Origin of the sequence: Chryseolinea serpens (genome assembly GCF_900129725.1) — a bacterium.
In the GTDB taxonomy this organism is placed as follows: domain Bacteria; phylum Bacteroidota; class Bacteroidia; order Cytophagales; family Cyclobacteriaceae; genus Chryseolinea; species Chryseolinea serpens.
Map to the genome: position 1 here is coordinate 434,583 of NZ_FQWQ01000003.1, position 15,299 is coordinate 449,881.

9 protein-coding genes are annotated in these 15,299 nt (G+C 50.6%); 2 read left to right on the top strand and 7 right to left on the bottom strand.

Features of this window, described 5'->3' with window-relative positions; all coding sequences use genetic code 11:
* Positions 1-134: 134 nt before the first annotated feature.
* On the bottom strand, positions 135-707 hold the full coding sequence (locus tag BUB30_RS21585; protein WP_073138084.1) for a DinB family protein: 573 nt from the start codon (positions 705-707) through the stop codon (positions 135-137).
* 432 nt (positions 708-1,139) lie between these two features.
* Here BUB30_RS21585 and BUB30_RS21590 point away from each other — a divergent pair, with 432 nt between their 5' ends.
* The gene (locus BUB30_RS21590; protein WP_073138086.1) at positions 1,140-3,068 is read left to right on the top strand and encodes an SPFH domain-containing protein; all 1,929 of its coding nucleotides are present in this window, start codon (positions 1,140-1,142) and stop codon (positions 3,066-3,068) included.
* Positions 3,069-3,139: 71 nt separating this feature from the next.
* Here the strand turns inward: BUB30_RS21590 and BUB30_RS21595 are convergent, their stop codons facing one another.
* The 6 genes from BUB30_RS21595 to BUB30_RS21620 all read right to left on the bottom strand — a co-directional run bounded on the left by BUB30_RS21595 (position 3,140) and on the right by BUB30_RS21620 (position 11,981).
* Positions 3,140-3,574 (bottom strand): hypothetical protein, encoded by a 435-nt coding sequence (locus BUB30_RS21595; RefSeq protein ID WP_143165027.1) that lies wholly within the window; start codon positions 3,572-3,574, stop codon positions 3,140-3,142.
* Positions 3,575-4,034: 460 nt separating this feature from the next.
* Positions 4,035-4,772, bottom strand: a complete 738-nt coding sequence (locus BUB30_RS21600) for an SDR family oxidoreductase (protein ID WP_073138090.1) — start codon at positions 4,770-4,772, stop codon at positions 4,035-4,037.
* Positions 4,773-4,836: 64 nt separating this feature from the next.
* Complete coding sequence (locus BUB30_RS21605) at positions 4,837-5,730, bottom strand: AraC family transcriptional regulator (protein ID WP_073138092.1); 894 nt, start codon at positions 5,728-5,730, stop codon at positions 4,837-4,839.
* A gap of 255 nt (positions 5,731-5,985) precedes the next feature.
* Positions 5,986-6,600: a hypothetical protein gene (locus BUB30_RS21610; RefSeq protein ID WP_073138094.1), complete on the bottom strand. Its 615-nt coding sequence runs from the start codon at positions 6,598-6,600 to the stop codon at positions 5,986-5,988.
* Positions 6,601-6,706: 106 nt separating this feature from the next.
* Positions 6,707-7,756, bottom strand: coding sequence for a glycoside hydrolase family 53 protein (locus tag BUB30_RS21615; protein WP_073138096.1), 1,050 nt, complete (start codon positions 7,754-7,756; stop codon positions 6,707-6,709).
* A gap of 109 nt (positions 7,757-7,865) precedes the next feature.
* Entirely contained in the window at positions 7,866-11,981 is a 4,116-nt protein-coding gene (locus BUB30_RS21620) for a hybrid sensor histidine kinase/response regulator transcription factor (protein ID WP_073138099.1), read from the bottom strand.
* Positions 11,982-12,279: 298 nt separating this feature from the next.
* On the opposite strand from BUB30_RS21620, the gene BUB30_RS21625 reads away from it, so the two are divergent.
* A complete protein-coding gene (locus BUB30_RS21625; RefSeq protein WP_073138101.1) occupies positions 12,280-15,294 on the top strand; it encodes a SusC/RagA family TonB-linked outer membrane protein in 3,015 nt (1,004 codons plus the stop codon).
* Positions 15,295-15,299 lie beyond the last annotated feature (5 nt).

Sequence of the window (15,299 nt, forward strand, 5' to 3'; positions counted from 1 at the left end):
GCGTTTATAGACAAATGTAAATCTAGTTTGTGGTGCAAACCAAATTAAATCCTTCATTTTGTTTCAGGCCGTGTTTTTTAGCCATTTGGATCAATCAAATCCAACCCGTCAGAAATGAAGGCCTAATCCAGTTTTCAGATATTGGTGGCTCCTCCGTTTGCCGTCTCGTGAATAGGGTCATCCGCCTGCGAAATCCAATCGGCCGCAATGTTTGCTTGCCGTCTCAGGAGCAAATTCAACTGGCCCGCATGGTGTTGCAGATGCCTGAGATTATAAAACAAAATTTCCATCAACGTATAGTTCGACACCAACGTCGGGCACAGGCCATGCAAATTGATTTCTTCATCTTTAATCCATCGCCCGTCCAGTTTTTCATCGGAAGCATGCTGAATCAAGTTTTGACACTTTTTTCTTATGGCAGAAACGTATTCGACTAGCTCTTCTTTCGTGTAGAATTTGTTGGGTATAACATCATCAACAGCCTCGGGCGGTAAACTATCCAAAATCGTGTAGGGCAAGCTTGGGTAAAATTCTTTTACGGGGTTTGAAAGATAATAATCCAAAAAAATTGCCGTGTGATACGTCAGGTAGAAAAACTTTTTGTCCTGTTCCCATACTTTTTCAGGACATAGGACAATGATATTTTTGAACATATCCATGGCCGCCAGAAAATTTTTAAGCAGGCAGTTTTTGAACGTATGATGCATAGCGAGGCGTTGGTTTTTTTGAGAGGAAATGAATTTAAATTGAAAAATTATAGAAATAATGAAATTTTCCGACACTTTTTTATCATTCCGCTTTCGCGCAATCTTTTTTCGTGTGAAGCCAATTTAAGGCAGCAACCGAATGAGCGCAAATGCAATAGGGATGCATAGCGCGCATCAAAAAAACAGCAAAAGCAGCGTCTATTCGATGCTTAAAATAATGTTCTGGTCTTTTTCAGGACGCATGGAAATTATTTTTAATTTCATCCCCGAACAAGCCCGTAGCCAATACGGAGTTTAATGAAAGTTAAAACATTAGTTCTTCGGAACACCTCACCACGGATAGCCTTCATCCCATTCCTCATCGCCAGCATTCAGTTTCACAATCTCCGTCTATAGTTATCCCCTTCATTTAATCTTAAAAGTAAAACACGTATGGAAAGTCCAATTTTCAGTTATTGGTGGGTCATTGTTGTAGTGATCTGCATTCTGCTCTACAAGTACATTTTGCGGTTCCTGTTCGGCATGGTCATCGTGCCGGAAGACCGGATCGGGTTGGTGACAAAAAAATTCGTACTCTTTGGTGAATTTCGCGAGTTGCCCGATGGCCGCATCGTCGCTACCCGTGGCGAAGCCGGCTTTCAGGCCAAGACGCTGGCGCCGGGATTGTATTTTGGAAAATGGTTCTGGCAATATGAAGTGAACATGCAGCCTTTCGTGATCATTCCCGAAGGCAAGATTGGTTTGATCCTCTCCAAAGACGGCGCAGAAATTCCGACCGGAAATATTTTAGGTCAACGCGTGGACTGTGACAACTACCAGGACGCCGAAAAATTTCTCAACAACAACGGACAACGGGGCCGCCAGGCAAACTACATCACATCGGGATCGTACCGGATCAACACGCTGTTGTTCCAGATCTCCATCACCGAAATGATCCGCATCCAGGAAAGCATGGTCGGCATTGTCACCACCCTCGACGGCCAGCCCATCGAGCCGGGACAAATTGCCGGACAACTGGTGGAAGGCCACAACAACTTTCAGGATTTCGACAGGTTCATCAAGAACCAGGGTAACCGTGGACTTCAGCCCCAGGTGATCCTGGCGGGATCATACAACCTCAACCCGTGGGCGGTGCAGGTGGAAGAGATTCCCATGACGGAAATTCCCATCGGTTATGTGGGCGTGGTGATCTCCTACATCGGCCAGGACGGACACGACCTGACGGGCGTGGAATTCAAACACGGTAACATTGTTCAGAAGGGATTTAAAGGCGTTTGGCTCGAGCCACTGGGTCCCGGTAAGTATCCCATCAACAAGTACATCATGAAGGTGGAGCAAGTGCCCACCACAAACCTGGTGTTGAACTGGGCGAGCGCGCGCAGTGAAGCGCACAACCTCGACAAAAACCTTAGCACCATCACCGTGCGTTCCAAAGACGGCTTCCCGTTCAACCTCGACGTGGCGCAGATCATTCACGTGCCCACCACGGAAGCGCCGAAAGTGATTGCGCGTTTCGGGAACATGATCAACCTCGTGTCGCAGGTGCTCGAGCCAACGATTGGTAACTACTTCCGGAACTCGGCGCAGGACAGCGATGTGATTGCCTTCCTCAGCACGCGTAAAGAAAGACAGGAGGCCGCCAAGTTTCATATCAAAAAGGTGTTGGACGAATATAACGTGAACGCCGTCGACACACTGATCGGTGATATCGTGCCGCCGGAGTCGCTGATGAAAACGCTGACCGACCGGAAAATCGCCGAAGAACAAAAGGTCACGTACGACACGCAAAAGAAAGCCCAAGAGACCCGACAAGGCATGGAAAAGGAAACCGCCATTGCCGACATGCAGAAAGATATTGTGAAGGCTCAGCAAAGCGTGGAGATCGCCGAGCGCACGGCCAACGCCACTGTAAAAAAATCGGAGGGGGATGCCACCAGCGTGAAGTTGGCGGTGAGCGCCGAAGCGGAGGCCACCAAGATGCGGGCCCACGCCGAAGCCGAAGCCACGAAAGCCCGCGCACAAGCCGAATCGGAAGCGATCAAACTGCGCGCGTCTGCACAAGCTGAGCAAATTTCGTTGACGGGTAATGCGGAAGCAGAAAAGATCCTCGCCATCGGTAAGTCCACGGCCGAAGCCTATGAGCTGGCGGTGGAAGCCCTCGGTGGTGAGAACTTCACACGCTACAAGATCACGGAAGAACTTTCCAAAGGTCACATCAAACTCATCCCCGACGTGCTCATCGGTGGCGGCGCCAACAGCAACGGAACCGCTATGGAAGGCTTGCTCGGATTGAAGCTGATGGAAATGATGGACCCCAAGAAAAACGACGGTCCGAAGAAGCCGGATGATAGTAAGAAATAATCCGGGGTTCGGTTAGATCAAATTCACAGTTGGGTCACAATAAGAGAGACTGTCCTTTTTGGACAGTCTCTTTAAATAAAATCGTCCGTATTCGGGAAGGGTTCGGGTTGTTCGGTATGCTGAACCTCGAGCTGGAAATTGATCATACTTTTTTGCGGATCGCGTGTTGAGTAGACAACCCAAAACCGTTTTTTTGAACAGGAGTCCAGGGATTCGCACCTAAAAGACCTCACGGATATATCGACTTTTCTGCTGTAGTGTTTGCCTTCCACCGTGTAGCTATACTCAATAGCTGCAGAAGTAGCGCCCTCCACTGACGTGCTCTCACGGTATGCAACGATTTCACCTTCGGTGTACGCGGGGCTATAGGTGACCTGCCCTCTGTATTGCGTATCCTTAATATGCCGATATCCTAAGTAAATGAAGACGGCTAACAGCAACACAATGGTAGCCCCGCATCCCGGTCCACTGTCATCATTTTCTATTTCGTCATTCAAATCTTGCATTTCTTGGGTTGCCTTTATCGATGGATAAGCTGTCGGGATGATTGTCAACGACAAACTTATCGATGGGAGGTGGTTTTTGCAACAGAACGGTTTTCCAGTTCGCCGCTCAAATGATTTCGAAATGCCTGGTAGCAAGTAACCCGTACGTTAAAATCCTTTAGGACCATCCTAAGAAATCGCTCGGTTCCGACCAGAGCTTATTCACAAGTATGTCAAAACAAAAGAGACCATCTTGAAACAGAAGGTCTCTTTTGTTTTTACACAACCCCGGGCTTTAGCCCGGGGTTGCACAAATGAATTTTAAAACGTGCCAAAGGAAGATCAGATCGATCTCCTGCGCTTGGATTGGCACGGGCTAGCTGCGCTTGATCTGGCTTCGCACTGTTGTTGCGAGACCGGTTGTCTTAACGACTGCTTCTTTTAGGCGAGTACGTTTGGAATTTTTCCTGCTGGAGAAATCTTACCAGGGACTCTCATTATCTTTCCCCTCAAAATCAAGACTGAAGAATCTCCCCGTAGGACCATCACCCCCCAATAAAGCATACTTGGCAACAAACTTCCCGGCGTCTTCCACATTTCCGGGACCGCGATGGTGATTAAAATCGGTTGCCGTATAGCCTGGGTCAATAATGTTGATCTTGAAATTAGTGTCTTTCAATTCATGAGCTAGGACAATGGTGTAAGCATTCAACGCTGTTTTCGACGGACCATACGCTGCGCCTTTCACCGCATAGTATTTCCACGAAGGATCGCTGTGCAGCGTGAGCGAAGCCAGACCGGAGGTGACATTCACAATTCTGGGAGATGCCGATTTTTTTAGCAGCCCCATAAATTTCCGGGTCACTTCAATAGGTCCGAAAAAATTGGTCTCAAAAACATTCCGGATCATGTCCGTGTCAACTTCGGTAGGACTTTGCGGAAAGCCTCCGCTGATGCCCGCGTTGTTGATCAATACGTCGAGGGAATTTATTTTTTGTGCCAGGCGGGTGGCGGCAGCCGACACAGAATCCAGGTCAGTGACTTCGATTTGAATAGCTTCGACGTTATTCAATCCCTGTGCTTTCAATTTGGCGACCGCCTCTTCACCCTTCTTCAGGTCACGACTGCCCAGGTAAATAAAATGTTCTTTTTGCGCGAGTTGTTTTGCGACTTCAAAGCCAATGCTCTTGTTGGCTCCCGTTATCAGTGCTGTTTTCATAGTGTTGGTTTAACAACACAAAGGTATTCTTCGCTGCCCGGCGGGAACGGCAGTCTTTCAGGTTTCAATGGTAAATTTCACGGATGGCCGTTCGGTATTGCAGCGGGGTTTGCTGGGTGAGGCGTTTGAAAAACTTATTGAAGTAGGAGGCATCTTCAAAGCCGAGCTGAAAGGCTATTTCTTTTATGGAGTCGTCGGAGTGGAGAAGCATTCGCTTGGCTTCCAGGATCAGCCGTTCGTGAATGTGTACGATGGCAGGTTTTCCACTTTGCTTTTTCACGAATTCGCTCAGGTGTCCTGCGGAAATATTCATCAGGTCGGCGTAGGCCGCTACTTCATGAAATTCGGAAAAGGCTTCTTCGATGTGCGAAAGATATTTTTTTAACAGTTGGCGGTCCGGCGATTCCTTGGGCTGGCTGAACTGTTCGGTATAGAGCCTGCTTAAGTAAATCAAGAGCACTTCCATATAGGCCAGGAGCATGTTATTTTGCCATTCGCCTTTCGCGTTGTATTCGAGATAAATCTTCTCCAGGATGTCTTCTATGAACACAATGTCCTTCGGAGTCAGATCCAGTTCGTGTCCGTGATGAGGATTTTCAATGATGGGAAGTTTCCTCAGGGAATGGTTTTCATCCAAGGCAAGAAAGTCTTTTGTAAAACAGATGATCACCCCCGTTATTTGCGTGGCTTGTTCTTTCAGGGTGACTTGTTCCGGAATGGTGAAATAGAATTTATTGGGCTTGATCGTATACGACGTCATATCGATCCAATGACGGCCGCCGCCTTTTTTTATAAACGCCATGAAATAGTAATCCTTCCGATGGGGAACCAGGAATTCGGCTTTCCGGTAGTTGACAAGGCTATCGTTTTTCTTGATTCGAAACACCGTATTGCCCGTGGACGGATCTTGTTCAAAAGCGTATTTGGGTATGTTGACCTGTGTCTTGGTAACTGTCATCTGATAGAATTATAGATTTGCCGATAGGGAATCTTCCCGTAAGGTACGAAAGAAACGCTCGCTTGGGGAAACCGCGCGATCCAAAAAAATAACAAGCGACAAGCAGATCTTGTTTCAGAGAGACGTTAATGAAAAAGAGGTTGTCGCGAATGACAACCTCTTTTGTTGGGATTTATCAGGGGAGAACACTTAGGATCACGTCGATAGCATGGCAAAGATTGCCTGACGGGCAAAATCGTCCCGGACAAACGAGCGCTATGGAGCGTAGTTCAACAGCGAGATATCAAGATCGCTATAGGTGAACGATGAGGGGTATGGATAAAAAGCATAAATCTCACCAACGCCACGGGCATAATAATGACGCGTGGTGTAGTTAAGATCATCCCCGAGGTAGTATTCTACCTTCAACTCCATGACCTCTTTGTAGGTGGTGCTATTGTAAGTGCGGGTGCCGTTCACGGCCACTACCGTGTAGACGGTGCGGTTACCATTGCCCTTGTCGTTTGTCCACGTCGTGTTGAGGGTGGCGTCTTCATCCAGGAAAAGGTATTCGTTTGTAAAACCCTGGTACACTTCATGGCTCCGGCCGTAGTATTTGTTTCCTTCTTTGCGCAAGGCTTTGTCGATAGCCCCCTGGTCGTCTACTACCTTTTTGTAGGTAATGCCGTCCAGAACGGTGTCGCCTTTGATGGTGAGCTTTATGGTGTCTGCCCAGAGGAATGTTTTATTGTCGTCGGTGGCGAAATATTGGTGCAGGTATTCCCAGTCGGTGTTCTCGTTGAGAGGAAAGTAGTCCCGGTTGGCGATGTTGGGTTCGTGACATTGTGCCAGCAGTCCGACCAGCAAAATGGATATGGCAACTGATCTCATAGGGTAGGGGTTTTCAAGAGGACAGGTGAAACCTTCCTTACCACTATTTACGAACAAAAAATAATATTCCCTCCCCGGATTCCCCGCAAAAAGCGCTCAAACGAGGTTATTCCACCAAAAAAGCGTCCATGGCTTTCGTGGGCCGGCCATCGCTGCCCCAGGCGCTCAGCTTGTAGCGGCTCCAGCTTTGGGCGCCTTCGGGCTCCCAGTAGATCACACCGAGGCCCTTATGGTTTGGCACAGCCTTCACTTTTTTGATGACGGCCACCAGCATGTCGTAGGTGTTTTGCACTTTATCGTCTTCGCCGCCCACTTCCACCACCATCACTTCTTTGCCATAGCGCGCGGAGATTTCGTTCATGTTTTTGGCGAGGTCGTCGATGCTCAGCGTGTAGTCGGGGTTGCCGTCGAGCCAGTAGGGGTAGTAGGATAACCCGATCACATCATATTTTGCGCCGTGGGCTTTTGCATTGTCAAACCACGTTCTGAAACGGGGGATGTTGTTGCCCTGGTCGACGTGCAGGATCACCTTGCTTTTCGGGCTCACGGCCTTGATGGCGTCGTACCCTTTGTTGATGAGTTGCGCCAGGCTGTCCCAGGTTTTTGTGCTGCCTTCGGGATAGATCATGCCGCCCGGGGTTTCATTGCCCACCTGCACCCATTCCGGTGTGATGCCCTGTGCTTTCAGACCGGTCATCACGTCGTGGGTATAATCATAAACATCCTGGAGCAGTTGTGGGAACCCGTGGCCTTGCCAGGCTTTTGGTTTTACTTGTTTGCCCGGGTCGGCCCAACTGTCGCTGTAGTGAAAATCGATCATCACCCGCATGCCCCACTGCTGGGCGCGTTTGGCCATGGCGATGGTTTCGTCTTTGCTGCAATGGCCACTGTGCGGATTGTCGGAAGGATTGACAAACGTGCGCAAGCGAATGGTATTGATGCCGTGGTCTTTGAGGATCTGGAAACAATCCTGTGGTTTGCCCTGGTCGTCATAGAAAACATAACCCCCGGCCTCCATCTGCGGCAGCCAACTGATGTCGGCGCCCTTTACAAAAGCCGGCGCTTTTTTTTCTGGCGTAGGGCTGTTGGTGGAAGTCGCTGCAGCGCTTATGTGAAGCGATAGGAAGAGGAGTAGGGGAGATAAAGTCGTTTTCATTTTCTGGGTTGTATCTGGTCGTGCAAAGTAATTTCTAAACTGGGGTGTGAGAGGAGAATAATCCTGCACAAAAAGAAAAAAATAGACCATTTTAAGATGAAATGCGGGATCATTCGTTGATCGGCGTTCCTTCTTCAATATTGGCATGTTTGGCGGAATAGCCGGTCTCCAGGTTTTGCGGTAAGTCATACGACGGTTTGCTTTCCCGTTGCTGGTATTCCTTTGGTGTGAGCCCAAATTCGGCCCGGAAGCACTTTGAGAAATAAGAAAGGTTCGAGAACCCCACTTCGTACATGATCTCCGAAATATTGCCCTCCTTGTTCTTCAACAGGAGCGACGCTTTCTTGATGCGGTATTTCTTGATGATCTCGTTGGCCCCCAGGTGCGTCAGCGATTTGAGCTTGCGGTAGAGTTGACTGGTGCTCATGCCGATCTCTTCGCCGATCATTTCCACGTTGAAGTCCGGGCTGGCGATGTTGGCCTCGATCACGTTCATCACTTTCTTGAGGAACCGGTCGTCTTCGTTTTCGGCACCCTGGTTCATTTTGGGTTCGGTGATCAATTCATTTTTGAAGAATTGGGCCAGTTCTTTTTTACGCTCCAACAAGTGGTCGATGTGCGCTTCGAGCAATTCTATCTCGAAGGGTTTGGTAAGGTAGATGTCGGCTCCCATCCGGATGCCTTCAATGCGCTGGCTCACCAGGCTCTTGGCGGTGAGCACGATGATGGGGATATGGCTGGTCTTGTTGTCGTGTTTGATCCTCCGGCAAAACTCCAGGCCATCCATCACCGGCATCATGATGTCGCTGACGATGATCTCGGGCAACAAGGTGTGCGCCTTGTGCAGCCCGTCTTCCCCGTTCTCGGCGGTGACAAAACAGTATTTGTTTTTGAGCGACACCTGAATGAGGTCCGTGATGTCGACGTTGTCTTCGACAAGGAGGATGAGGGGTTTGTTCGACCTCAGGTTGAATTCATACGAATCGCCGGGACTGTTGGCGGCGCGTGTGGCGAGCACGTTCACTTCGCGTCCCTCATCCTGCTGGTCTACCGGAAAGTGTTCATTGCCCAGGGGCAAGGTGATGGCGAAGGTGCTTCCGGCTCCGGGTTCGCTGGTCAGTTTTGTCTCACCGCGGTGCAGCTTGGTATATTCCGACACCAACGTAAGCCCAATGCCCGAGCCGCCTTCCATCTTCCGGGCGTCGTTGGTCTGATAGAACTGCTCAAATATTTTTGCGTGTTCTTCCGGCGCGATGCCCACACCCGAATCGGCAACGGTCAACCGGACGGAACCTTTGCCAGAGGCATCCCGCTCGATGTCGATGATAAATTCGATCTTCCCATTCCGGGGAGTGAACTTGAAGGCGTTGGAGAAAAGGTTGAACACAATGATCTCGATCTTTTCCTTATCCGCCCAGATGGGACAGGACTCCACGCGCGGAGTGAAAATAAAGTCGATCTCGCTGCGCGCGGCCTTGTCGGTAAACAGGTTGTAGAGTTCCTGGCAAAAGGGCACCAGGTCGAACCAGCTGAGCTTCAACGATTGATTGCCGTGCTCGATCCGCCGGAAATCGAGAAACTGGTTGATGAGACGCAGCAGCCGTTGCGAATTTTTTTCGGCAATGGTGATCAGGGTTTTATCTTCCTCGTCCAGGTTGTTCCGTTTGAGGATTTGCTGGATGGGAGGGATGATGAGGGTGATGGGGGTTCGGAGCTCGTGCGAGATGCTGGTGAAGAATTCCTGTTTAGCCTGAACGATCTCTTCGGCATGTTCTTTTTCGAGGCGCGCGATCTTCACTTCGTTCTTCAATTTTAAGCGGACGCCATAAATCCGGAACGCAATGATGGTGACCAGGATTGCCACCAACGCATAGGCCACGATAAAACCGGGACTCAGGAAAAGCGGCGGGCGAACCACCACCTGGATGGTGGCTTCTTTCGGGCTCCAGATGCCATAGTTATTGGTGGCCTTCACGTGGAGGCGATACGTGCCCGGCGACAGATTGGAATACACGGCAAAATTTTTCGTGCCCGATGCATAGGTCCAGTCGGTGTCGAGGCCTTCCAGCATATAGGCAAACACATTGATGTCGGGCTGCCAGTAGTGCAGCGACGCAAAGCTGAACGTGACGGAGCGCTGCGAATAGTCGAGTGTTAGGGCTGGGGTGAACGAAACATCTTCTGTGAGCGTGGTATGATTGTTCAATTCCTGGAAGGGCTGGATCGGCTTGTTGTTGATCTCGATGGAGGTGATGAAAACATCGGGCTGATAGGTGTTGGGCTTGATGTCGGTGGTGAAGCTCACAAAACCATTGTCGCCTCCGAAAAGCAACGCGTTGTCTTTGCTGCGGGCTACACAACCGGCGTAGAACATTTTTAGCGGAAGGTCTTTGTCCAGCGGAAAAATTTCCGGCGTGGCATTTTGGGGATTGTATTTCAGGATGTATTTGTCGGTTGCAGCCCAGATGTTGCCGGAGGGATCGCTGATGAAATTGTTCAACACCACATCGCTGCCGGTGATGATGGGATGAAAACGCGCCGAGTCGGTGTCGAGCCGGTATTCGATCAATCCGTTCAGCGCCCCGGCCCAGATGCTGCCTTTGGGAGCGTAATACAGGTTGTTGATGTTTTGTCCCTTGGCCGCTCTGCTAAAGGTTTCGATTTTTTTGGGCACATAGGCATTCAGATCGATCCGGTACAACTCGTGGTTGCGAATGCTCCACAGCGCATTGACAGCGTAAATGATTTTCTCCGTTCCAAAATCGGCGACGTATTCGAATCTGATCTTATCCAGTTTTTCAAACCCCGACACCATTTTGAAAAGACCGCCCTCCCAGGCGCTGACCCAGAACGAGCCATCGGGACCCTTGATGAAGCGGGCGATATAGTTGGAGGAGAGACCATTTTCGGCATTGGCGCTGATGGCATGCATGGTTTGCTTCTCATCGTCCCACACATTGATGCCACCGGCGGTGCCAATCCAGATCCGTCCCAGGTCGTCTTCCTCGAGCGTAAAAACATTGTTGAAGATGATGCGATCCGCTGCCGTCGATTCGATGTCGAATATTTTTTGAGCGCCTGTTTTTGGATCCATGCGGATCACACCGTGAATGGTAGCGATCCAAACGATTCCTTTTTTCGACACGAGAATGGATTTCACCTGGTTGCCGATGGCCTGGTGATCATACTCATAGGTCACGTCGTGATACCGTAGATTCTGGTTGTCTTTGTTGGCTTTGCTGATGCCATTGGCGGTGATGAGCCAGATCGTTCCTCCCGAATCTTCAAAGATCTGCCAGATCACATTGTTGGCGATCGAGTAGCTGACACGAGGATTGTGAAAGTAGATGGTGTTCTTTTTTGTTTTTGGATCGAACAAGTTCAAACCAAAGTCGGTGCCCAACCAAAGCAGGCCATCGGGGCCGGTGTAGATGTGTTTGATGACCTCGTTGCTAAAGCCGGAGCTTTTGCCTGCAAAATGCGTGTAGCGGAGGGTTTGCGTGTTGAATAAACACAAACCTGTTTCCGTCCCCACCCACAAAAGGGAATCGGCATCCTTCACGGGTTTGATGTCGACGATCAAATTGTTTTTGAGCTCAGGCTTGTAATTTCCTTTCAGGTCGATCGCCAGAAATTCGCCCTTCGCCGCATCGAACCGGTTGAGCTTGTCGTAGGTGCCGACCCAAAGCGTGCCATGAGCATCTTCATACATGCTGCGGACGGTGTTGTGGCTGAGCTTGCTGTTCTCGACGGTGTAGGCTTTGAATTTTTTGTCGGGACTGTATTGCCACAAGCCATTCAGCGTTCCGATCCACACATTGCCCTTTTTATCTTTATAGAGTGAGCGGATGGCGGCGTTGCCCACTTGCGTGATGCGCGAGATCTGAAAGTTGCGCGTGTTGATCCGGCACAATCCCTTCCAGGTGCCCACCCACAACGAGTCGCCGTCGGCCAGCAACGTGCAGATGCCATTCTCCGGCAGCGAATGCGGATTGTCGGCGCTGCGGAAGGTTTTGAATACATAGCCATCGTATCGCGCCAGGCCGTTGTCGGTGCCGATCCATATATAATTGTGTGTGTCCTGCGCGACGGTGGCGACAACATTCGAAGGGAGTCCATCGCGCGTCGACAGGTTTGAAAAAAAGAAAGACTGACCGTACAGAGCGGTCGTGAGGCATAGCGCAACGCCTGTCAACACCAAAACCCATGTCCTTTTTCTGATCATACCGGTTGCCTTCACATTGAAAATTACGGCTTTCGACTAAAAACCGAAATGGGTGGGATTGGGATGGCCGGCGTCGGCAGCCTGCCAGCGGAGGGGAAGTCAAAATGAAAAGCTGTGAAATCAGGATGAATTTGGAGGTTTTCGAGTCAAAAACCCGTCAGGGGATGGTGATATTTTTTTTATAAACGACCTTTTTTTGCTGTCGTCCTGACCGATTTTTTTCCATTTGTGCGCAATTTTTTTCGCCCGCCGAAACCGTTTGAATCGAACTTGCAAACGGTTGAAACCAAATCTGCTTATGAATATAAAACTACTCACTCTCTTAGGCTTACTGATCATGGCCGGCGGTGTTTTTGCCCAGGGGCAAACCGTCCGGGGCAAGGTCCTGTCCGGCGACGACGGTGGCGCCTTGCCCGGGGTCAGTATCCTTGAAAAAGGAACGACCAATGGCACCGTCACCGATGGCGAAGGAAATTTCACCATTGTGGTAAAGGACGGCGGCACACTAAGCTTCTCTTTTGTAGGCTATGCCACACAAGAGCTCCAACCCGCCAACCAAACCAACCTCACCATCACCTTGCTCCCCGACATCAAAGCCTTGAGCGAGATCGTGGTGGTGGGCTATGGCTCGAATCAGAAAAAAGATCTGACCGGCGCCGTGGTGGCCGTGAAACCTGAAGACCTGAACAAGGGCGTGGTCTCCTCGCCGCAGGACATGCTCATCGGTCGCATTGCCGGTGTGCAGGTGAGCACCACCGACGGCTCTCCGGGCGCAGGCGCCACCATTCGCATCCGCGGCAGCGGCTCCATCTCAGCCAACCAGGAGCCGCTGATCGTGGTTGATGGTTTTCCGCTGGATGCCAACGCTGTGACGGGCCAATCCAACGGCCTGGCGTCCATCAATCCCAACGACATTGAAACGTTCACCGTCCTTAAAGATGCATCGGCCACCGCCATCTATGGTCTGCGGGCTTCCAACGGCGTGATCATCATCACCACCAAAAAAGGAAAAGAAGGCAAGCCACAGATTGCCTACAATGGAAATTTCTCGCTGAGCTCACCCATGAAATATGTCGATGTCTTGAGTGGCGATGAAATGCGTTCGCTCACCAGCGAACTGCTGGCCCGCGGCGATGTGCCCGGTCTCACGGCACAAGCTGCCGAACGACAGGGGGATGCCAACACCGACTGGCAAAAAGAAATCTATCGGAAAGCCTTCACACAGGATCACAACGTGAGCGTGTCGGGGGCTTTCAAAAACTTTCCCTACCGTGTATCCTTTGGCCACACCAACCAGGACGGCATTCTGAAAACGACAAACTTTCAACGGAACTCATTGAACGTAAACCTGACGCCCGAATTTCTGGATGGCGATCTGAAAGTATCCGCGTCATTCAAAGGCACGCATACAAATCAGAACTTTGGCAACACGGGCGCCGTGGGTTCGGCGGTCTCTTTCGATCCCACCCAGCCGGTGTACAACGGCAGCACGCGGTGGGGTGGCTTCTTCTCGTGGGTGAATCCTCCTTCGGCCACCACGATGGATCCGAATGGCGACCCCATCTCCCTGGCCACCAGCAACCCCGTTGCCTTGTTGATGCAGACCGACAACCGTGCCAGTGTGTATCGCGGCATCGGCACCTTGCAGATCGACTACAGGCTTAAATTTTTGCCCGCGTTAAAACTCACCGCCAACGGAGGCTTCGACTACTCAAGCTCGAAAGGCCACAATAACAATCCGACCAACGCAGCCTTCACCTATGCCAGCGGAATAGGACAACTGAACGACTACACCGGCGAAAACAAATCGAAACTCCTGGACTTGTATGCCAACTACACCAAGGCCATCGGCAAAAGCAACCTGGACGTGACCGTGGGGTATTCCTATCAACGGTTTGACCGCGATGGCTCCAGCTTCATCCGCAACGCGGCCCAAACCATCTTTAGCGACAATTCGCTCGACGCCGAGGGAAATCCGATACCCCGCCAGTACATCTCCAACCCGAACGTGCTGATCTCCTTCTTTGGCCGATTGAATTATTCCTTCAATGAAAAATACCTCGTCACCTTGTCGTTCCGCGACGACGCGTCTTCACGATTCTCCAAAGACAACCGGTGGGTGGTCTTCCCTGCGGTGGGATTGGGATGGCATATAAATAAGGAAGCCTTCCTGTCCGGCGTAAGCGCGTTGACCGATCTGAAACTGAGAGCGAGCTATGGCGTGACCGGGCAACAGGATGTTTCGAATAATCCTTACCCGTATCTGTCAACCTACCAGTCGAGCTCTTCGACCTCGCAATATCAATTTGGAAACGCGTTCACCAACACCTATCGCCCGCAACCTTACGACGCCAACCTGAAATGGGAGACGACGGCCCAGACCGACATCGGTCTTGATTTTGATTTCCTGGCCGGGAAACTTTCCGGTACCATCGATGTCTATCAACGAAAGACCAGCAACCTGATCAACTCCATCCCCATCCCGGGCGGCAGCAACTTTTCAAACGTGTTGGTGACCAACGTCGGTAACCTGGAAAACAAGGGGATCGAACTCACCCTGAATTCGACGCTGGTGAAGACAAAAAATTTCAAATGGAACGTCGGCGTAAACGCGGCACACAACGTCAACAAGGTGACCAAACTGCTCAAGACAGAGGATCCCAACTATCAAGGCGTCAGTGCCGGCGCGATTGGTAAGCAACAGTACATTCAGAACATCCAGGTGGGCTATCCCATCAACAGCTTCTTTGTTTTGCAGCAGGTCTACAACAGCGAAGGCAAGCCTGTCGAAGGACTGTATGTGGATCGCAGCGGTCAGGGTGGCGTGGTTTCCGGAAGCGATGACAACAAATACCGGTTGCACAGTCCACAGGCACAATACCTGCTGGGGATCAATTCGCGGGTGAACTATAAGCAGTGGGACTTTTCTTTTTCGGGACGCGCCAGCTTTGGCAACTATTTGTACAATGGCATTCAGGCCGGCTCGGCCAACTACGCAAACCTGTACCAGTCCATCGGATTCTTCACCAACATGCCCGCAGCCATCAGGAACACGGACTTCTATACCTATCAGGCCTTCTCGGATTATTACATCGAGAATGCTTCCTTCTTCAAGATGGATAACATGAGCCTGGGCTACAATGTGAAACCGATGTTGTCGGACAAGCTGAAAGCGCGGGTGAGCCTCACGGTTCAGAACGCCTTCTTCATCACGAAGTACAGCGGCATCGACCCGGAAGTGAGCACGGGCATCGACAACAACATCTATCCACGCGCCCGGGTGTTTATGCTGGGTGTAAACCTTACCTATTAATGCAT